The organism is Diaphorobacter sp. HDW4B (genome assembly GCF_011305535.1).
GTDB lineage: Bacteria > Pseudomonadota > Gammaproteobacteria > Burkholderiales > Burkholderiaceae_C > Diaphorobacter_A.
In genome coordinates this window covers 1,313,975-1,332,800 of the sequence record NZ_CP049905.1, presented here as the reverse complement: position 1 = coordinate 1,332,800, position 18,826 = coordinate 1,313,975, and the positions used below count along the sequence as shown (strand labels likewise).

Annotated in this window: 18 protein-coding genes; 12 read left to right on the top strand and 6 right to left on the bottom strand. The window is 62.5% G+C overall.

Going from position 1 to position 18,826, the window contains the following annotated elements:
- The first annotated feature begins 68 nt into the window (after positions 1–68).
- The 5 genes from G7048_RS06365 to G7048_RS06345 all read left to right on the top strand — a co-directional run bounded on the left by G7048_RS06365 (position 69) and on the right by G7048_RS06345 (position 4,768).
- On the top strand, positions 69–1,250 hold the full coding sequence (locus G7048_RS06365) for an ABC transporter substrate-binding protein (protein WP_166067328.1): 1,182 nt from the start codon (positions 69–71) through the stop codon (positions 1,248–1,250).
- Positions 1,251–1,320: 70 nt separating this feature from the next.
- Positions 1,321–2,193: a branched-chain amino acid ABC transporter permease gene (locus G7048_RS06360; RefSeq protein ID WP_166067327.1), complete on the top strand. Its 873-nt coding sequence runs from the start codon at positions 1,321–1,323 to the stop codon at positions 2,191–2,193.
- 68 nt (positions 2,194–2,261) lie between these two features.
- A complete protein-coding gene (locus tag G7048_RS06355) occupies positions 2,262–3,269 on the top strand; it encodes a branched-chain amino acid ABC transporter permease (protein ID WP_240933294.1) in 1,008 nt (335 codons plus the stop codon).
- The gene (locus G7048_RS06350; RefSeq protein WP_166067325.1) at positions 3,262–4,047 is read left to right on the top strand and encodes an ABC transporter ATP-binding protein; all 786 of its coding nucleotides are present in this window, start codon (positions 3,262–3,264) and stop codon (positions 4,045–4,047) included. The genes G7048_RS06355 and G7048_RS06350 overlap by 8 nt, the downstream gene beginning before the upstream one ends.
- A 19-nt stretch (positions 4,048–4,066) precedes the next feature.
- The gene (locus G7048_RS06345; RefSeq protein WP_166070827.1) at positions 4,067–4,768 is read left to right on the top strand and encodes an ABC transporter ATP-binding protein; all 702 of its coding nucleotides are present in this window, start codon (positions 4,067–4,069) and stop codon (positions 4,766–4,768) included.
- Between the two features lie 3 nt (positions 4,769–4,771).
- Here the strand turns inward: G7048_RS06345 and G7048_RS06340 are convergent, their stop codons facing one another.
- From G7048_RS06340 to G7048_RS06330, 3 genes are read right to left on the bottom strand one after another with little or no spacing between them, the layout of a single operon-like run.
- Entirely contained in the window at positions 4,772–5,872 is a 1,101-nt protein-coding gene (locus G7048_RS06340; RefSeq protein ID WP_166067324.1) for an isopenicillin N synthase family oxygenase, read from the bottom strand.
- A complete protein-coding gene (locus tag G7048_RS06335; RefSeq protein ID WP_166067323.1) occupies positions 5,869–7,230 on the bottom strand; it encodes an O-acetylhomoserine aminocarboxypropyltransferase/cysteine synthase family protein in 1,362 nt (453 codons plus the stop codon). The genes G7048_RS06340 and G7048_RS06335 overlap by 4 nt, the downstream gene beginning before the upstream one ends.
- Positions 7,227–7,790 carry an OsmC family protein gene (locus G7048_RS06330; protein WP_166067322.1) on the bottom strand — a complete coding sequence of 188 codons (564 nt, stop codon included), beginning with the start codon at positions 7,788–7,790 and terminating at the stop codon, positions 7,227–7,229. Before G7048_RS06330 ends, G7048_RS06335 begins: the two co-directional genes overlap by 4 nt.
- 224 nt (positions 7,791–8,014) lie before the next feature.
- On the opposite strand from G7048_RS06330, the gene G7048_RS06325 reads away from it, so the two are divergent.
- From G7048_RS06325 to G7048_RS06295, 7 genes are all read left to right on the top strand, one after another.
- Entirely contained in the window at positions 8,015–9,037 is a 1,023-nt protein-coding gene (locus G7048_RS06325; RefSeq protein ID WP_166067321.1) for an ABC transporter substrate-binding protein, read from the top strand.
- Entirely contained in the window at positions 9,034–10,110 is a 1,077-nt protein-coding gene (locus tag G7048_RS06320) for an ABC transporter permease (RefSeq protein WP_166067320.1), read from the top strand. Before G7048_RS06325 ends, G7048_RS06320 begins: the two co-directional genes overlap by 4 nt.
- Positions 10,104–10,910, top strand: coding sequence for an ABC transporter ATP-binding protein (locus tag G7048_RS06315; RefSeq protein ID WP_166067319.1), 807 nt, complete (start codon positions 10,104–10,106; stop codon positions 10,908–10,910). The genes G7048_RS06320 and G7048_RS06315 overlap by 7 nt, the downstream gene beginning before the upstream one ends.
- The gene (locus tag G7048_RS06310; protein ID WP_166067318.1) at positions 10,907–12,076 is read left to right on the top strand and encodes a cytochrome c; all 1,170 of its coding nucleotides are present in this window, start codon (positions 10,907–10,909) and stop codon (positions 12,074–12,076) included. Before G7048_RS06315 ends, G7048_RS06310 begins: the two co-directional genes overlap by 4 nt.
- 142 nt (positions 12,077–12,218) lie before the next feature.
- Positions 12,219–13,046, top strand: coding sequence for a MetQ/NlpA family ABC transporter substrate-binding protein (locus G7048_RS06305; RefSeq protein WP_166070826.1), 828 nt, complete (start codon positions 12,219–12,221; stop codon positions 13,044–13,046).
- Positions 13,047–13,056: 10 nt separating this feature from the next.
- Entirely contained in the window at positions 13,057–14,130 is a 1,074-nt protein-coding gene (locus G7048_RS06300) for a methionine ABC transporter ATP-binding protein (protein WP_166067317.1), read from the top strand.
- Complete coding sequence (locus tag G7048_RS06295; RefSeq protein WP_166067316.1) at positions 14,114–14,767, top strand: methionine ABC transporter permease; 654 nt, start codon at positions 14,114–14,116, stop codon at positions 14,765–14,767. Before G7048_RS06300 ends, G7048_RS06295 begins: the two co-directional genes overlap by 17 nt.
- An 82-nt stretch (positions 14,768–14,849) precedes the next feature.
- Here G7048_RS06295 and G7048_RS06290 read toward each other — a convergent pair whose 3' ends face one another.
- From G7048_RS06290 to G7048_RS06280, 3 genes are all read right to left on the bottom strand, one after another.
- Complete coding sequence (locus G7048_RS06290) at positions 14,850–16,169, bottom strand: tetratricopeptide repeat protein (protein WP_166067315.1); 1,320 nt, start codon at positions 16,167–16,169, stop codon at positions 14,850–14,852.
- A 253-nt stretch (positions 16,170–16,422) separates the two neighbouring features.
- On the bottom strand, positions 16,423–17,538 hold the full coding sequence (locus G7048_RS06285) for an acyl-CoA dehydrogenase family protein (protein ID WP_166067314.1): 1,116 nt from the start codon (positions 17,536–17,538) through the stop codon (positions 16,423–16,425).
- A gap of 15 nt (positions 17,539–17,553) precedes the next feature.
- On the bottom strand, positions 17,554–18,735 hold the full coding sequence (locus G7048_RS06280) for an acyl-CoA dehydrogenase family protein (protein WP_166067312.1): 1,182 nt from the start codon (positions 18,733–18,735) through the stop codon (positions 17,554–17,556).
- Positions 18,736–18,826 lie beyond the last annotated feature (91 nt).

Below are 18,826 nucleotides of genomic sequence, written 5' to 3'. Positions count from 1 at the left end.
ATCGTGATCGGCCAACACACGCCATCATCGGCATTCGGAAATCAACGCAGAAAAACTGGAGACAAAAAATGACCAAGACCGTATGGAAGTTGAACAGTCTGAAGGGCGCACTGACCCTGGCCACGCTGGCGGCCTTGAGCGGCCCGGTGCTTGCGCAAGAGAAGATCAAGGTCGGCTTCATGCTGCCCGCCAGCGGCACCTTTGCGGCGCTGGGCGTGGCCATCGAGAACGGCTTTCGCATGTACGTGGGCGAGCAGGGTGGCAAGCTGGCCGGGCGCGAGATCGAGTACTTCAAGGTCGATGACGAGTCCGATCCCGCCAGGGCCACCGACAACGTCAATCGCCTGATCAAGCGCGACAAGGTCGATGTGATCGTCGGCACCGTGCACTCGGGCGTGGCGATGGCGATGGCGCGCGCGGCCAAGGAAAGCAACACGATTCTGATCGTGCCCAACGCCGGAGCCGACGCGGTGACCGGGCCGATGTGCGGGCCGACCATCTTCCGTTCGTCGTTCAGCAACTGGCAGACCGCCTACCCGATGGGCGTGGTCGCCGCCAAGCAGGAAAACAAGAAGAACGCGATGACCATCACCTGGAAATATGCGGCGGGTGAAGAGGCGGTGGCGGGCTTCAAGGAAGGCTTTGAAAAGAACGGCGGCAAGGTCCACAAGCAGCTCACGCTGCCGTTCCCGAACGTGGAGTTCCAGGCGCTGCTCACCGAGATCGCGGCGGCCAAACCCGATGCGGTGTTCGCGTTCTTCGCGGGCGCGGGCGCGGTCAAGTTCGTGAAGGATTACCACGCGGCGGGTCTGTCGAAAACCATTCCGCTGTACGGCCCCGGCTTCCTCACCGATGGCACGCTGGATGCGCAGGGCGAGGCCGCGCAAGGCATGCTGACCACGCTGCATTACGCCGATGAACTGGGCACGGAGCGCGACAAGGTGTTCCGCACCAACTACGCCAAGTCGTACAAGCTGATGCCCGACGTGTATGCCGTGCAGGGCTACGACGCCGCGCAGATGCTGGCCGTGGGCCTGAAGGCCGCGGGTGGCGATGTGAGCAAGAAGGACGTGTTCCGCGCCGCCGTGGAAAAGGCCACCATCGCCAGCCCGCGCGGCGATTTCACGCTGAGCAAGGCGCACAACCCGGTGCAGGACATCTATCTGCGCAAGGTCGAGGGCAAGGAAAACAAGAAGCTCGGCGTGGCCGTGAAGGGGCTGGCCGATCCGGCGCGCGGCTGCAAGCTCTGACGAGCTTTAAGCGTTGCCGCGCACCTTGCATTGTTCTTCTCATCGACACGACAACTGATTCGGGACTGCCGTGGATCTTGCGACTTTTCTGGTGCAGTGCCTGAACTCGGTTCAGTACGGGCTGCTGCTGTTCCTGCTGTCTTCGGGCCTGACGCTGATCTTCGGCATCATGGGCGTGATCAATCTGGCCCACGGCAGCTTCTACATGATCGGCGCGTACATGGCGTTCGCGCTCGCGCCGTATCTGGGACAGCACTTCATCACCATGCTGCTGGTCGGCGTGGTGCTGGCCGTGGTGCTGGGCTATCTGCTCGAATGGGCGTTCTTCAGCTTTCTGTATGAGCGCGACCATCTGCAGCAGGTGCTGATGACCTTCGGCCTGATCCTCGTGTTCGAGGAACTGCGCGCGATTCTCGTCGGCAACGATGTGCATGGCGTGCAGCCGCCCGAATGGCTGGCGGGCAGCTTCTCGCTGCTCGGCATGATGAGCTACCCGTGGTATCGGGTGTTCGCCACCGTTGTCTGCCTGATCGTGGCCGCTGCCATGTACTGGATGGTCAACCGCACGCGCCTTGGCATGATGGTGCGCGCCGGTGCCAGCAACCGCGACATGGTGCGCGGCCTCGGCATCGACATCAAGCGGCTGTACCGCATCGTCTTCGCGATGGGTGTGGCGCTCGCCGCGCTGGCCGGCATGATTGCCGCGCCCATGGCATCGGTCTACCCGAACATGGGTTCGAGCGTGCTCATCATCTGCTTTGTGGTGGTGGTCATCGGAGGCATCGGCTCCATCACAGGCGCGCTCGTCGCATCGCTGCTGGTGGGCTTTGTCGATACCTTCGGCAAGGTGTTCTTTCAGGAATTGAGCGGCATGAGCGTCTATCTGCTCATGGCCATCATTCTGGTGTGGCGGCCCGAAGGCCTGATGGGCAAGAGGAGCTGAATATGGCCGCCAACAAAACTCCCAATGCCTCCATCGAAGCGGCTGAACAGGCCTACGCCGAAGCGCCCATGATCACATCGAAAAGCATGCCCGCCGATGCACGCACGCGCTCCTTCGGCTGGATCATTCCACTGGCCTGCGCCGTGGTGCTTGCGCTGCTGGCACCGATGTGGTCTTCATATCTTTCCGATCTGGTCGTGAAGATCATGATCCTCTCCATCTTCGCGCTGAGCCTGCAATTGCTGGTGGGCGGAACGGGGCTGGTGAGCCTCGGCCACGCGGCGTTTCTCGGCATCGGTGCCTATGCCACCGTGCTGGCCTCATCGCCCGAAGGCGGCAATTTTCTGGTGCTGCTGCTCGCGGCGCTGGTGGCAAGCGGTTTGAGCGCGGCCTTCATCGGCGCGTTCAGCATGCGCACCAAGGGCATCTACTTCATCATGGTGACGCTCGCGTTCGCGCAGCTTGCGTACTTTGTTTTTCACGACACCTCGGTCGGCGGCGGCAGTGACGGCATCTATCTGATGGTGCGCCCCGCCATCGGCGCGCTCGACATGGAAAGCAGCCGCACGCAGTACTACGTGGTGCTTGGCGCGCTGGTGCTGGTCTACGCGCTGCTCGCGATGATCGGCCGCTCGCGTTTTGGCGCAGCCCTTGCAGGCATTCGCGTGAACGAGCAGCGCATGCGCGCGGCAGGCTTTGCGACCTACTGGTACAAGCTCGCGGCGTTCGTGATCGCAGGCATGCTTGCCGGAACTGCAGGCTTTCTGCTGGCCGCGCGCGATGGCGTGGTCAACCCGGAACTGCTGGCCTGGCATCACTCGGGCGAGGTGCTGCTGATGGTGATTCTGGGCGGCATCGGTTCGCTGCGCGGTGCGGTCATCGGCACGGTCACGTTTGTGCTGCTCAAGGAACTGCTTTCCACACACGCGCTGGTCGGCAATCTGGCCGATCACTGGCAGCTCACGCTGGGCATTTCCATCATCGTGCTCGTGGCCTTGCTGCCCAAGGGCGTGATGGGAATCGGCGAGCAGTTGGCAAGAAAGAAGAAGCAGGCAGGAGGAGCCGCACATGGCTGAATCTCCATCGACATCACCATTCGCATCCAAGCTCGCGGTGCGCGGCCTCACGCGCATGTTCGGTGGTCTCATTGCCGTCAACAACGTGAACCTCGATCTGCATGTGGGCGAGGTGCACGCCGTCATCGGCACCAACGGCGCGGGCAAGTCCACGCTGATCAACATGCTCTCGGGCGAGATAGCCGCGAGCAGCGGCACGATTGCGCTCGACGGGCAGGACGTGACGCAAATGTCGCAGCCGCGCCGCGCCAAAGCGGGCATCGGCCGCAGCTACCAGCGCACCACCATCTTTCCCGAATTCTCGGTGCTCGAAAACTGCCGCCTCACCGCGCAGGCGCAGGCCCATCCAAGGCCATGGCACATCTGGCAATCGGCGCGCGGTTGCATGTTGAGCAACGAACGGGCCAAGGCCGCGTTGGCGCGCGCGGGTCTGCTGCAGCATCAACACGCGCAAGCTGGCAGCTTGAGCCACGGCGCGAAGCGGCAGCTTGAAGTGGCAATGTGCCTGTCCACGGAACCGCAAGTCTTGTTGCTCGACGAACCGCTCGCAGGCATGGGCGCAGAGGAGACCGAACGCATGCTGCAACTGCTGCAGGAACTCAAGACCGGCCACGCCGTGCTGCTGGTCGAGCACGACATGGATGCCGTGTTCCGCATTGCCGACCGCATCACCGTGATGGTCAACGGCAGCGTGGTGGCGAGCGGAACGCCCGATCAGATTCGCGTCGATCCCATCGTGCGCACCGCGTATCTTGGAGAGGAGCAGGCGCATGGCTGATGCGATGGCTGACACCACGATGTTCGATATCCAGGACCTGCACACCTACTACGGCGACAGCCACATCCTGCATGGCGTGAGCCTTGCGATTCCGCGCGGCAAGGCGGTCGGTCTGCTGGGCCGCAACGGCATGGGCAAGACCACACTGATCCGCACGCTCATGGGCTACGTGCGACCGCGTTCGGGCACCGTGCATTGCGATGGCAAGAGCGTGACCGCTGCGCCTCCCGAAAAGATGGCGCGGCTGGGCATTGGCTACGTGCCGGAAGGGCGCGGCGTGTTCCCCAATCTCACGGTGAAGGAAAACCTGTTGATGAGCGCGCGCGCCGGTTTGAATGGCGAACGGAACTGGACGTACGAACGCGTGCTCGACACCTTTCCGCGTTTGAAGGAGCGCTGGAACAACGGCGGCAATCAGCTCTCGGGCGGTGAGCAGCAGATGGTGTCGATTGGCCGCGCGCTCATGACCAATCCGCGCCTGATGATTCTGGATGAAGCGACCGAAGGCCTCGCGCCGCTGGTGGTGGCGGAGATCTGGCGCGTGATTGCCGAGATCCGCAGCACCGGCATTTCCACGCTGATCGTGGACCGCGACTACCGCAAGGTGCTGGCGAACACGGACCACGCGGTGGTCATGGAAAAGGGCAGGCTGGTGGTGTCGCAAGACTCCGCGCAACTGCATGCCGATCCCGAGCGACTGGCGCAGTTGCTTGGCGTTTGAAGTTCAATATGTAGAAGCCTGCAGCGGTCTGCCATGCGCCGCCGCCTGCGCCTTGAGCTGCGCAAACTGCTCGGGATAGAAGCGCTCGGCCACGTCCAGATGCGAGCGGATGCGGCCCTTGAGCGCGTTGGTGCCGATGTGGCGAAACAGCGGATTGTCGGGATCGCTCTCGGGTCCGGTCGCTTGGTTCGCCAGCTCGTCGGACAGCGCGAGCAGCGGCACTTCCTGCGCATTCAGACTGGGCGTGAAGAAGTAGGCAATCGAGTAGCGATCCGCGCCATTGCTGGGCGAGACCACGCGGTGCACATTGGCGCGCAGATAGCCGTTGGTGGCCAGTTCCAGCATCTCCCCGATGTTGATGACGAAGGCGTTCTTGCGCGGCGGCACATCGATCCATCCGTTCTGCCCCAGCACCTGCAGCCCGCCCACGTCATCTTGCAGCAGCAATGTGAGCAGCCCGCCATCCTTGTGTGCGCCCACGCCCTGATCGGACTGGCCTTGCGGCTGACCGGGGTAGTGAATGATCTTGAGTCTATGGTTGCGCGGCGTGCCGATCAGCTCGTCAAGCGCATCGGGCTCCTGGCCGAGCGCGACGAGAAAGGCGCTGAGCAAACGTTCCGCTACTGCGCGGGTTTTGTCCAACCAGTCGAGCACGGCGGGTTTCAGTTCGGGCAGCTCGACGGGCCATTGGTTCGGGCCTTGCAGGCTCCACCAGATCGGATGGTTGGGGTCGGTTGAGGTGACCGCCGGAAGCTCTTCGCCAAAGTCGAGTTGCTCGCGCAGATCGGGCTTGAGCCGCGTGATCTCGCCACCCACGCCGGTGTAGCCGCGAAAGTGCGGCGTGTTGCGAATGGCGATGCGGTCCTTGGCTTCTGCGGAGAGTTTGAAAGTCTCGCGCGTGAGGCGTTCGAGTTCGCGGATCTGCGCCACGTCGATGCCGTGGCCTTCGAGATAGAAGAAGCCCGTGTCGCACGCAATGCGTGCGAGGCGCTGGTGGAACTCCGCGCGATTTTCCGGCGCGTCGAGTTCCGACAAGTCGATGACCGGCAGCGCCGTGCTTTCGTCATCCAGAGTTTCGGCAATCGCCAATGCGGACGCGCTCATGGGTGTTCCTCCAGTGCAAGTGTTTTAGTCGTGAAATGTGAAGGCGATGTGCGTTCGACTTCTGCATGCTGCAGCGCCTGGCGCAGATCGGAAATCAGATCGTCGGGATGCTCGATGCCCACCGACAGCCGCACCGCTCCGGGTGCGATGCCCGCTTGCTGCAACTCGTCATCGGTGAGCAGGTGGTGCGTGGTCTCCGCGGGAATCGCTGCCAGCGATTTGCTGTCGCCGATGTTGACGAGGCGCTGGAACAGCTTGAGCGCATCGTAGAACCTGCGTGCCGCATCGCGCCCGCCGTAAAGTTCGAACGAGATCAATCCCGGCACATGCTTGCCGCGCAGATAACGACGCGCGTGCGCGTGATCGGGATGCGTGGTCAGCGTCACATGGCTGACATGCGAAACCTGCGGATGTTGCACGAGAAAGTCGAGCAGTTCGCGTGTGTTGCTGCTGATGCGATCAAGCCGCAGCGGCAGCGTTTCCAGCCCTTGCAGCAACAGGAACGAAGACAGTGCCGCCAGCGATGCGCCGCTGTTGCGCAGCACCACGGTGCGGGTGCGCGCGACGAACGGGAAGTCCGGAAACTTCTCGGTGATCACGAAGTGGTGGAACGCGGGCTCGGGTGTGGTGAACTGCGGATAGCGCTCGCGGTGCTGGGCCCAATCGAAGCGCCCACCATCGACGATCACACCGCCAATCGCGTTGCCATGCCCGCCGATGTATTTGGTCGCGGAATGCACGACCACGTCCGCACCATGATCGAACGGACGGATCAAGAGCGGCGTGGCGCTGGTGTTGTCCACGATGACGGCAATGCCATGCGCATGGGCCTGCGCGGCAATCGCGTCGAGGTCGGCGATGTTGCCCGATGGGTTGGCGACCGACTCCACGAACACCGCCTTGGTCTGCGGCGTGAAGGCCTTCTCCAGCTGGCCCAGTTCATTGCGATGCACCAGCGTGCTGGTGATGCCGCGCGCCTTGAGCACATGGGCGATCAGGTTCTGCGTGCCGCCGTAGAGTTGCGATGCGACGACGATGTGGTCACCCGCCTGCGCCAGCGTTGCAATCGCCATGTCGATGGCCGCCATGCCCGAGGCCACGGCGAGGGCCGCCGTGCCGCCTTCAAGCTGCGCAATGCGTTCTTCGAGCACGGTCTGCGTGGGGTTGCCGGTGCGTGCGTAGATGTGGCCTTCTTCTTCGAGGTCGAACAGGTCGGCACCCTGCTGCGCGTTCTCGAACAGAAACGACGTTGTCTGGTAGATGGGCACGGCCGCGCTGCGCTGGTGATCGTGGCCGTTGTAGCCCGCGTGCAGCACGATGGTGTCCGCGTGCCATGGAGGTGCTGTGTTGTCGCTCATGCTGCCACCGCTTCCTTCTTTGTTGGTGTTTGCGTATCGCCACCAACGCGCACGACACGGCCTTCGATGTGCTGCGGGTTGCGCAGCAGATTGAGGATGGGGCAGTTGCGTTCGACGGCTTCGAACAGCTCGGCCAGTTGTTCATCGCTTGCCGAGGTCTGCACCTGCACGTCGTAGCGAATGTCGTGCGGCCAGATGGGAGTGGACTCGTGACCGGGGTGACCTGCGCGTGGATCGATGCGGCCTTGCACCTTCACTTCCAGGCTGTCGAGCGGCACCTGCAGCTTGGCTGCCTGAATCTCGAAGATATGGGTGACGCAGGTGCCGAGCACACCCAACTGCAACTCGGGCGACGAAGGGCCGAGGTTGAAACCCGCAAAGTCATAAGGGCTGTCGCTGATGATCTGGTGCTCGCGAATGCGCAGGCGGCGCACGCCGCTGCGGCCTTCTGCGGTGACATGGGCCTGCAGCGTGTGCGCTTCGGCCTTGCCCTTGGCAATGCGTTCATCGCGTGCCAGAACGGCGCTGCGCTTGTGGGAGAGGTAGTCGTTGAGGCTCATCGTTTGCTCCGCTGCTGTGTTGCATGTTGGTGTTGCGATGAGCGCATCGTGAACGCTGTGAAAGGGGCTGCCTACGAAGCTTTTTGCAGATGCATATGCACTCCAGTGCTGTGCGCGTTCAGTGAGCTTTGCGCATATCGATACACGGAATTCTTTGTTGGCTAAGCGGCTGCGCCTGCCTATCGTTCGGTCCATCGATCAACGAACGAACAGGGAGTTTTGTCATGAACGAATTCGGTCCCGCGGGGGTGCTTGATGGCCTGAGCCGTCGCCAGTTTCTCGCCAGCGCTGCTGTGGCTGGTACGGCCGCTGCCGCTTTTTCGCCGCTGCCCGTGCTGTCGCAGCCACGCAAGATCACGTTTGCCTGGAGCCAGGCGAGCTTCTGCCAGGTGCCGGTGCCGATTGCGCTGGAGCGTGGCTTCTTTGAAAAGAACGGCCTGCAGGTCGAGGTGCTGAACTGGGGCGGCGCGGCAGATCAACTGCTGGAAGCGCTGGCAACCGGCAAGGCGGAAGTCGGCGTGGGCCTGATTCACCGCTGGGTGAAGCCGCTCGAAGCGGGCCTCGATGTGAAGCTGGTGGGCAGCGTGCACGGCGGCTGCTTGCGCTTGGTCGGTGTGAATGCTGCAGGCGTCACGCAGGATGTGAAAACGCTCAAAGGCAAGGTGATTGGCGTGGCCGATCTGAACGCGCCTGCCAAGCAGTTCTACAGCATTCATTTGGCCAAGAAGGGCATCAATGTGGACAAGGATGTCGAGTGGCGCGTCTACCCGGCCGACTTGCTGGATGTGGCGGTGAAGAAGGGCGAGGTCCACGCGATTGCGGACGGCGACCCGAACCTTTATCTCATCGAAAAGCGTAACCCCGGCGTGTTCACCGAACTGGGCAACAGTGCCAAGGGTGAATATGCAGAGAAGATTTGCTGCGTGCTCGGCGCTGGCGGCAAGTTTGCGCGCGAGGACAAGAAACATGTGGCGGGCGTGGTGCGCGCGCTGGCACAGGCATCGCAATACGTGGCCGAGAATCCGAACGAATCGGCGCGCATCTTCGCCAAGTACACGCCCAAGTTCGAGGTCGACGATCTGCAGAAACTGCTGGCCGAGCTGACCTACAAGCACCACCCCGCAGGCAGCAATCTGCGTGACGAGGTGCGCGACTTTGCTGCCGACTTCCGCTCGGCGGGCATTCTCAAGAAGAGCACCGATCCGGTGCGCTTTGCCAACCATGTTTCGCTGGATGTGCTGTCATGAGTAGCGTGCAAGTCACCTTCCCGATTGCGGGCGCGCCCACGCAGGTGCAGAAGTCTTCGACACCAGCACCAGCGGCAGTGCCAGTGCAGAAAGCCACCGCACCTCGTGCATCGGGCATCACGTTCTGGACACGCGGTGGATTGGCTGCCGCAGCGTGGCTCGGTCTGGCTGCGCTCACGGCGTTCTGGCCCAACAAGGAGATCGGTTTCAGCGACTGGGCCTACACGCAGGAGTTCGCCATTGCGGCGGCGGGCGTGGCCGTGTTGCTGCTGGCGATTTCGTTTGCCGGCGAGCGGCTGGGCAAGTTCTTTCAGTGGCTCCAACCTGCGGGCTCGTGGCTGGTGGCGGGCGCTGTGCTGCTCGCCATCTGGCAGGTGCTGACGGCGAAAACGGGTGCGTTGCCGCCGCCGTTTTTCGCGCCACCGCAAAGCCTGTTCGAGGTCTATATCGATGACGCCAGTCGTCTTGGTTTGTCGGTCGCGCATTCGCTGCGTTTGCTGGTCAACGGAATCGTCATTGGTGCGGTGGTTGGCTTTGTGACGGGCGTGTGGGTGGGCTGGTCGCGCGTTGCGGGCTATTGGGTGCATCCGCTGCTGCGCTTCCTGGGGCCCGTGCCTGCGTCGGCATTGCTGCCGCTGGCGTTCTTCTTCGCTCCTTCGAGCTACAGCGCAGCGGTGTTTCTGATCGCGCTGGCCACGTTCTTTCCGGTGGCGGTGCTGACATGGTCGGGCGTTGCCAATGTCAACAAGAGCTACTACGACGTGGCTCGTACCTTGGGCGCATCAAGCTGGTTTCTGGTGCTGCGCGTTGCGATTCCGGCTGCATTGCCGCAGGTTTTTGTGGGCTTGTTCATGGGCTTGGGCGCGGCGTTCTCGGTGCTCATCACTGCAGAAATGATGGGCGTGAAAGCGGGGCTTGGCTGGTATCTGCAATGGGCGCAGGGCTGGGCTGCATACGCCAACATGTATGGCGCGCTGCTGGTAATGGCGGTGTTGTGCTCGGGCTTGATCACGCTGCTGTTCACCTTGCGTGATCGCGTGCTGGTCTGGCAGAAAGGAACCGTGAAATGGTGAGTATCGTTGCTGAAGAAAAGAATGCAGAACCGCAAGTGGCAGCGCGAGGCGCGCAGATCGAGATCGAACATGTGAGCCACAGCTTTGCGCAGAAGCAGGGCGCGTTGCCAGTGCTCGACGATGTAAGCCTGAGCGTCAAGCCCGGCGAGTTCGTCGCGCTGCTGGGGCCCAGCGGTTGCGGCAAGTCCACGCTGCTGCGTCTGGTGGCGGGCCTGGAGGCCCCGACGCAAGGCCACATCACGCAGGATGGTGCGGCGATCACGCAGCCCGATCCCTCGCGCATCGTGGTGTTTCAGGACCCGACGCTGTTTCCATGGCGCACGGTGCGCGACAACGTGGCGTTGGGCCTGCAGGCGCGCAAGGTGCCCAAGGACCAGCATGCGCGCATCGACGATGCGTTGGCGCTGGTGGGTCTGTCCGAGTTTGCGAACAGCTATCCGCATCAGCTCTCGGGCGGCATGGCGCAGCGCGCGGCGCTGGCGCGTGCGCTGGTGAACGACCCGCAGTTGCTGGTTCTCGATGAGCCACTGGGCAAGCTGGATTCGCTCACGCGTTTGTCGATGCAAAGCGAATTGCTCAAGCTGTGGCAACGTGCAGGCTTCTCGGTGTTGCTGGTCACGCATGATGTGGAAGAGGCGTTGTTCCTCGCCAATCGCGTGATCGTTTTCTCGCCGCGTCCTGCGCGTGCTGTGGCGGAATTGCATGTCGATCTGCCCTTTCCGCGCCACCGCGCGCAGCCGCGTTTTGTCGAGTTGCGCCAGCAGGCCTTGTCGCACTTGGGGCTTCCGGATTCGCTTTGAACGATTTGACGAACAACGCGGTCTGGCTGGAATGGCTGCTGGAGGGAATGCATCGTGCGCAGTGGGGTTTGCTGCGCGCGATGCATGTTGTGGGTCTTGTGGGAGAAGTGGACGAGCAGGCCGCGTGGCCGTGGCGCTGGCGGTTGGCGGGCGAGAACCTGCTGATCGATCAGGCGCAGGCGCGGCAGTTGGCGATCAGCTTGTTGATCATTGCAAGCGTGCTGGTGCTGCTCGTTGTCGCACTCTGGTGGAAGCGCGCGCGGCTTTGGCTGGTGGGCGCAAGTGCATTGGCTTTGGTGCTCGCGCCGTGGCCTGCGGCGGCGGTGCTGTTCACGCAGGCGCATCCCACCAGCTTTCATGTGGCGGCAGTGCCTTTCTCCGATCATGCGATTGCAAACGGCGCGCGGCTTTATGCGGCGCAGTGCGTGCAATGCCATGGCGAGAACGGCAAGGGGCAGGGCGCGCTGGCTTCGCAGCAGCCGGTGTGGCCGCCGAATTTTGCAAGCCCTTTGCTGTGGCGACGCGCCGATGGTGAATTGCTCTGGGCCGTCAGGCATGGCCTGCAAGGCCGCGATGGTCAGCAGACCATGCCCGCGTTTGCGCAGAGTCTGAACGTGCAGGAATCTTGGGAGCTGCTGCAATACTTGCGCGCGCTCGCTGCGGGTGAACTGCTGCGGGCCACCGGCAATTGGCCGCAGCCCGTGCATCTGCCGGACATGCAATTGCGCTGCCACAACGCGAGCAAGCAGTGGCTGAGCGACTGGAAAAACCAGCGCGTCTTGCTCGTGACGGCAGACCCACAAAAGCTGTTGCCCGATCCGCGCATGGTGACCGTGTGGCTGCCGACTCAAGTGAGCAACACCGTGCCGGATACGGTCGACTGCGCGGTCACATCCGTTGCCGATGCGCGTGCCAGCATTTCGCTCATCAATGGCAGCGCTGATGTGGAACAGTCGCAGTGGCTTACCGACCGCCAGGGCTGGCTTCGCGCACGCAATGGGCGTGGCATCGCTGCGTGGAACGATGACGATCTGCTGTGCAAATCACCGACGGCAGATCAGCCGGTTGCAGCACTTGCTGTGACACCGGAAGACCAGCTCACGCGCATCATCCGCACCATGGATGCCGAGCCCGTGCGGTTTGTGAAGGGCGGGCGCGTACATTGAATTGCTGGAATTGCGCGCATGCATCGCGGTGCTGCATGCAAACAAAACAGCATGTGCTTAGCCGAAAAGCTTCGTTGTGCCATGCGCCTTGCGTTGCCGATACTGGGTTCATCTCAACAGCTTTGATCGGGTACGCATCATGATGAACAAGCGCGCATTTCTCCGCACCTCTGGTGCCGCGTTGATCGCATCGGCAACGACGGGTGTGGTGGGCATCACGGCTGCAAACGCCGCCACGCCTTCGGTGATTCGGGTGGGCGTGCGCGGCGGTGTGGACGAGGAAATCTGGGAAGTCGTCACGCAGGTGGCGAAGGAGCGCGGCCTGGTGGTGAAGTCCGTGGTGCTTGCCGGCGCGGTCAGTCCGAACGAGGGCGTGAACAATGGCGATCTGGAGGCGAACTCGTTCCAGCACGTGCCGTTTTTGCGCGACCAGAATCAGCAGCGCGGCTACAAGCTGGTGTCGGCGGGCGACACCTACATCTCGCCGATTGCGTTCTATTCGAAGAAGTACAAAAAGCTTTCCGAACTGCCCGCTGGCGCACGCGTGGGCATTCCCAACGATCCCAGCAACCAGACGCGCGCGCTGGTCGTGCTGCGTGATCAGGGTGTGCTCGAATTGCGCGACGGCTTCGATCCGTTCTCCGGCACCGCGACGCTGGCCGACGTGAAGAAGCTCAACCAGAAGGTGGAACTGGTGGAGGTGGCATCGGTGGTGTTGGCACGTTCACTCGATGATCTGGCGACAGCCGCCATCGTCAACAGTTTCGCCTACCAGGCCGGTCTCATTGCCACGCGCGATGGCATTGCGGTCGAGAAGCGCGAGCGCAATCCTTATGTGAATCTCATCGCCGTGCGCGCCGACAACCAGAACGCGCCTTGGACCAAGTCGCTGGTAGCCGCCTATCAGTCCGACGCGGTGCGCAAGTTCATCGAAACCAAGTACCAGGGCTCGGTGATTCCGGCGTTCTGAGGAGCTGTTGATGACCAGACTCCCACCCCCTGTTCAATTGGAGCCGCACATCGTTTTCGAGGGCGTAGGCAAGTCCTTCGGCAGCGATGCGGGCGAGGTGCGTGCGCTGTCTGCCGTCAACTTCGATGTGCGCTGGGGGGAGGTCTTCGGCATCATCGGGCGCAGCGGCGCAGGCAAGTCCACGCTGCTGCGCACCATCAACGCGCTGGAGTTGCCGACCGAGGGCAGCGTGCGCATTCACGGCGTGAACCCGGCGGAGCTCAATGAAGACGGTCTGGTGGCATTGCGCCGCAAGATCGGAATGATCTTTCAGCATTTCAATCTGCTGTCCGCCAAGACCGTGCGCGAGAACATCGGCCTGCCGCTGCTGGTGGCTGGCGCGCGGCCTGCGCAGATCCATCAACGCGTTCTGCAGTTGCTCGATCTGGTGGGATTGGCCGACAAGGCCGATGCATATCCGGCGCAACTCTCGGGTGGGCAGAAACAGCGCGTTGGCATTGCACGTGCGTTGGTGCATTCGCCCGAAGTGCTGTTGTGTGACGAGGCGACATCGGCGCTTGATCCGGAGACCACGCAGTCGATTCTGGCGCTGCTCAGAGACATCAACCGCAAGCTGGGTTTGACCATCGTGCTCATCACCCATGACATGGCCGTGATCCGCGCCATCTGCGACCGCGTGCTGGTGCTGGACCAAGGCCAACTGCAGGAAGTGGGCGAGGTGTGGAAAGTGTTTGGAGCCCCCGCATCGAATGCGAGCCAGGCGCTGCTCTCGCCGCTCAAGCAAGGGCTGCCGCAAGACTTGGCGCAGCAACTGCAGCGGGAGCCTTCCGCGACGGCATCGCTTGCCGTGGTGAGCCTGCGCTATGAAGGCGCGCGCCAGCAGCAGGGCGTTCCGCTGCAGGCTTTGAATGCACTGGGGCCCGATGTCGCCTTGCTGCATGGCGGGCTGGATCGCTTGCGTGGACATTCGCTGGGGCAGATTCTGGTGTCTGTTCCTGCGGCTTCTTTGCCATCCGAAGAGCTGCTGCGCATTGCGACCGGAGCGGATCAACTGGAGATTCTGGGCTATGTCGGCACCCATTGAAAAATACCTGCAAGCGCTCGGCGAGACGCTGATCATGGTGGGCGTGTCGTCCGCCATTGCGATCGGTGTCGGGCTCGCGTTGGCCGTCGTGCTCACCATCACAGGGCCGCGCGGCCTGTATGCGCGGCCGCGTGTCTACAAGGGCCTGTCGCTCACGGTGAATCTGTTTCGTGCGGTGCCGTTCATCATCCTGCTCGTTGCATTGCTGCCGTTCACGCGCCTGTTGATGGGCACAACGCTGGGCACGTGGGCGGCGATCGTTCCGCTGTCGATCAACCTGATTCCATTCTTCGCACGCATTGCGCAGGTCAGTCTCAACGACGTGGACAGTGGGCTGGTCGAAGCCGCACGCGCCATGGGCTGCAAGCGCTGGCACATCGTGCGCCATGTGCTGCTGCCCGAGGCGTTGCCGGGCATCATCGGCGGCATGACGGTTACGGTGATCGCGATGATCAACGCCTCGGCGATGGCGGGTGCCGTGGGCGCGGGTGGATTGGGCGATCTGGCGATTCGCTACGGCTACGAGCGCTACGAGACGCGGGTGATGTTCGAGGTGATTGTGGTGTTGGTCGCGCTGGTGTCCGTGCTGCAGTTGGGCGGCGAGTGGCTCAGCAGGCGGGTGAATCATCGGCATTGATTGGCTGGCTGGCGACGGGCCAATGAAAAACGGCGCGTGGGTGACGCGCCGTTCAGGGAGTTCAACTCGACAGGGCCAGGGATCAGATCGCAGCCTTGTGTGCCGTCACCAGGAAGCCGTTGACCGGCTCGCCCGCTTCATGGCGCAGCACCAGGTCCTCGATCTGCACGTCCTCGAAGCCCGCCTCCTTGCACAGCGCGAGCACATGGCTGCGCTTGTGGGCGTAGCGACCGTTGGGTTGCAGTACGAGGTCGGGGCCGTCTTCTGGCGCGATTTCGCACGAGAAGTACAGGTCGCCCGCAGGCATCAGGATGCGATAGGCGTTCGGCACGGTCGCCTTGAGGTCGCCTGTGTAGATGACGACATCCAGCGCGGTGATGACTTCGTAGACCGATGCCGGTGTCTCGCGCAAGGCATCCAGCATGTTGACTGCATGGAAGCGGTCGTAGACCTCGTGGCGTGTGGCCTGCGCAATCATGTTGGGCGAAACGTCCACGCCGATGAGGAAACCATCGAGGCGGCCCAGGCAAACGCCCAGCAAGCCCGTGCCGCAGCCCAGATCGAGCAAGCTCAGCGACTTGCTGGGGTACTTCTTGAGGATCTTGTCGGCGACGATCTTTGGCAACTGATAACGAAGGCCGCGCACCATGGTCTGGTCGTAGTCTGCGGCCAGGCTGTCAAACAGCATGCGATTGAGTTCAGGCGGCTGATATTCAGGCGTCACACCATGGGCAATGGCGCTGTAGTAGGCGTAGATGGTGTTGCCGGGCGAGAGCTCGAGCAGCGTCGTGGTGTCGTTGATGGCTGCGGACGGCTTGCCGCCTTCGATCAACGTGGTGACGCGGCCGAGCAGGGCCATCTCGTCCTTGGGATTGTCCTGCACCAGGCTGGTCCAGATTTCCAGCGCTTCGGCGCGATGGCCTGTGACTTGAAGATCGTTGGCAAGCACTTTGCGCAGTTGCACGTCCTTGGGCATGTAGGTCAGGCCACGGCGCAGTTCGCGAATCGCAAGTTCCGTGTTGCCCGCCTCGTGAGCAAAGTCCACAAGGTGAGCCAGCACCAGCGCATTGCTGGGCTCGCGCTTGGCCAGGCGCTCGGCGTGCATGATGGCTTTGTCGTGCATACCGCGACGCGAGTACAGCAGGGCGAGTTGCAACTCCCCCGGTGTCCAGTTCGGGTCGAGTGCCACGCTGCGACGCAACGCATCGAATGCCGCAGGGATGTTGCCGGACTTCTCGGCCATCAAGCCGGCCAGCATGAAAGTACGCGCGTCATTGGGCCAGAGCTTCTGGCACTCGTTCAACGTCTGTGCCGCTTCTTGCAGCTCGTTCTTTTCAATCTGCTTGGTCGCTGTCTCCAGCAGTTGGCGAATCGGATCGTAGGATGTGGCAGTAGCGCTCATAAAACTTCATACGGCCAGATCAGTCTGGCAAAAGGTCACCCTCTGAGTGACGGGGCCGGATCACCGGCGCTGAACTCTCGATTATCGTGGATTCGTCGTTGAACTTGATCAACGCGGATGTTGATAGGCTGTTTGGGGTGGTTACGGCATGTGAATCGGGCTTTGAGTCTTGGTTCCTCAAAGCTTCAGTTTCCACAAGCAAAACGCCCCACGGCCAAGGGCTGCGGGGCGTTTGACGAGATGGAGTCCGCAATCAGCCGAACACGCCAGCGGTCTCTTTCATGCGGTCCGAGACCTGCCCAAGGTGATGCAATGTGTCTCCAAAAGTCATCTCCAGTTGCGTCAGTGCCTTGAAGTAATGGCTCACGATGTACTCGTCCGTCACGCCGATGCCGCCATGCAGTTGCACGGCCTGTTGGCCGACGAAGCGCATGGAGTTGCCGATCTGCACCTTGGCCTGCGAGAGTGCGCGGCGGCGGGCTTCGGGCTCGTCGCCGAGCTTGAGGCTGGCGAAGTAGCTCATCGAGCGAGCGAGTTCGAGTTGCATCTTCATGTCGGCCACGCGGTGCTGCAAGGCTTGGAAGCTTGCGATCACCACGCCGAACTGCTTGCGCTGTTTCATGTACTCGACCGTGACGGCAAGCGTCTTTTCCATTGCGCCGACGGAATAGGCGCACAGCGCGGCGATGCCGGTGTCCACGCCGAGTTCAAGGGCGATCACCCCATCGGTGGTGACCAGCTCGGCGGGCGTGTCCTTCAGTTGCACTTCCGCCGTGCGGCTGCCGTCCTGCGTGATGTAGCCTTGGCTGCTGGCACCGCTGGCGCTGCGCTCGACGACGAACAGGGCGATCTTGCCGTCGAGCTGTGCGGGCACCAGCCAGGCGTCGGCCTGATCGCCTGCGGGGACGATGCTCTTGTGTGCGGTGACGGTGTAGCCGTTGCCCGCTTTGCTGGCTTGGGCGTCGCAGACATCGAGGCGGTAGCGCGATGGGCGTTCCTGCTGCGCGAGCACGACCAGTGCTTCGCCGCTGGCAATGCGCGGCAACCAGTTTTCCTTGACGGCTGCGCTGGCGAATTGGCTCAGTACATTGCTCACGATCAGCGTCTGTGTGAGCGGCTCCAGCACGATGCCTCGGCCAAGCTCTTCCATCACGATCATCGCGTCCACGGCGCCCAGACCCATGCCGCCGTTGTCTTCGGGGATGGTGAGGGCGGCCAGGCCCAGCTCGGCCAGTTCGCCGTAGACGGCACGATCAAATCCGCCCGCTGCGACGATCTCGCGGCGGCGCTCGAAGGTGTAGGCCTTGTCCACCCAGCGGGCGACCGCGTCGCGCAGGGATTGCTGGTCTTCTGTGAAATCGAAATCCATGTTCTTGTCTCCCTTTCAACCGAGAACCGTCTGGGCGACGATGTTGCGCTGGACCTCGTTCGATCCGCCGTAGATCGTAGTCTTGCGCATGTTGAAGTAGTTCGCGGCCAGTGGCGCGTTGAGCACGTTGCCGCCGGGGAAGTTGCCTTGCCAGCCAGCGTCCATGGCTTCTTCGATGAAGGGCAGGCTGAAGGGGCCGGCGGCCAGCATCATGAGTTCGGTGTAGCGCTGCTGAATCTCGCTGCCGCGGATCTTGAGCAGGCCCGCCACGTCGAGCGATTTCTTGCCCGCCTTTTCTGCGGACAGCACGCGCAGCACCATCATTTCGAGCGCGACGACATCGACTTCGAGCAGCGCGATCTGGTCGCGGAAACGCGTGTCATCCCACACGCCGTTCTGCTTGGCAAGGCGCTTGACGCGTTCCAGTTCGCGCTTGGCACGGTTCACATCGGCGATGTTGGTGCGCTCGTGCGCGAGCAGGTATTTGGCGTAGGTCCAGCCCTTGTTCTCTTCGCCGATGAGCTGGTCGGCGGGCACTTCGACGTTGTCGAAGAACACCTCATTGACTTCGCATTCGCCGTCGAGCAGCTTGATGGGGCGCACCGTCACGCCGGGCGATTTCATGTCCAGCAGCAAAAAGCTGATGCCCGCTTGCGGCTTGCCTTCGGTGCTGGTGCGCACGAGGTTGAACATCCAGTCGCCGTATTGGCCGAGGGTGGTCCAGGTCTTCTGGCCGTTGACGATGTATTTGTCGCCCACCAGCTCGGCGCGGGTCTTGACGCTGGCGAGATCGGAGCCGGAGCCCGGTTCGCTGTAGCCCTGGCTCCACCAGACTTCGCCGCTGGCGATGCCGGGCAGAAAGCGCTTGTGTTGTTCGGGCGAGCCGAACGCCATGATCACCGGCGCAACCATCACCGGGCCAAATGGCACGATGCGCGGCGCACCGGCCATGGCGCATTCTTCTTCGAACAGGTGTTTTTGAATCGCGTTCCAGCCGGGGCCGCCGAACTGCTCGGGCCAGCCGTAGCCCAGCCAGCCTTTCTTGCCCAGAATCTTGGCCCAGCCCTGCATATCGTCGCGCGTGAGGCGCTGGGCGCTGTGGACCTTGTCGGAAATCTCTTTGGGCAGATGGGTGCGTACCCATTCGCGAATCTCGTCGCGGAACGCCAACTCTTCGGGCGTGAAGGCCAAATCCATTGTGTGTCTCCTTTGGATCCTTTTGAAACCTGCAGGGAGGGCTTCCCCGTGCTCATCAATCAACCCGTGTTGTAGCACGCGTGTGCTTTTC

Coding starts and splice junctions, on each gene's coding strand:
- G7048_RS06365 (WP_166067328.1), top strand. CDS start 69: ATGACCAAGACCGTATGGAAGTTGAACAGTCTGAAGGGCGCACTGACC.
- G7048_RS06325 (WP_166067321.1), top strand. CDS start 8,015: ATGAACGAATTCGGTCCCGCGGGGGTGCTTGATGGCCTGAGCCGTCGC.
- G7048_RS06350 (WP_166067325.1), top strand. CDS start 3,262: ATGGCTGAATCTCCATCGACATCACCATTCGCATCCAAGCTCGCGGTG.
- G7048_RS06305 (WP_166070826.1), top strand. CDS start 12,219: ATGAACAAGCGCGCATTTCTCCGCACCTCTGGTGCCGCGTTGATCGCA.
- G7048_RS06335 (WP_166067323.1), bottom strand. CDS start 7,230: ATGAGCGACAACACAGCACCTCCATGGCACGCGGACACCATCGTGCTG.
- G7048_RS06300 (WP_166067317.1), top strand. CDS start 13,057: ATGACCAGACTCCCACCCCCTGTTCAATTGGAGCCGCACATCGTTTTC.
- G7048_RS06295 (WP_166067316.1), top strand. CDS start 14,114: ATGTCGGCACCCATTGAAAAATACCTGCAAGCGCTCGGCGAGACGCTG.
- G7048_RS06355 (WP_240933294.1), top strand. CDS start 2,262: ATGATCACATCGAAAAGCATGCCCGCCGATGCACGCACGCGCTCCTTC.
- G7048_RS06290 (WP_166067315.1), bottom strand. CDS start 16,169: ATGAGCGCTACTGCCACATCCTACGATCCGATTCGCCAACTGCTGGAG.
- G7048_RS06340 (WP_166067324.1), bottom strand. CDS start 5,872: ATGAGCGCGTCCGCATTGGCGATTGCCGAAACTCTGGATGACGAAAGC.
- G7048_RS06315 (WP_166067319.1), top strand. CDS start 10,104: ATGGTGAGTATCGTTGCTGAAGAAAAGAATGCAGAACCGCAAGTGGCA.
- G7048_RS06285 (WP_166067314.1), bottom strand. CDS start 17,538: ATGGATTTCGATTTCACAGAAGACCAGCAATCCCTGCGCGACGCGGTC.
- G7048_RS06330 (WP_166067322.1), bottom strand. CDS start 7,790: ATGAGCCTCAACGACTACCTCTCCCACAAGCGCAGCGCCGTTCTGGCA.
- G7048_RS06345 (WP_166070827.1), top strand. CDS start 4,067: ATGTTCGATATCCAGGACCTGCACACCTACTACGGCGACAGCCACATC.
- G7048_RS06320 (WP_166067320.1), top strand. CDS start 9,034: ATGAGTAGCGTGCAAGTCACCTTCCCGATTGCGGGCGCGCCCACGCAG.
- G7048_RS06280 (WP_166067312.1), bottom strand. CDS start 18,735: ATGGATTTGGCCTTCACGCCCGAAGAGTTGGCGTTCCGCGACGAGATT.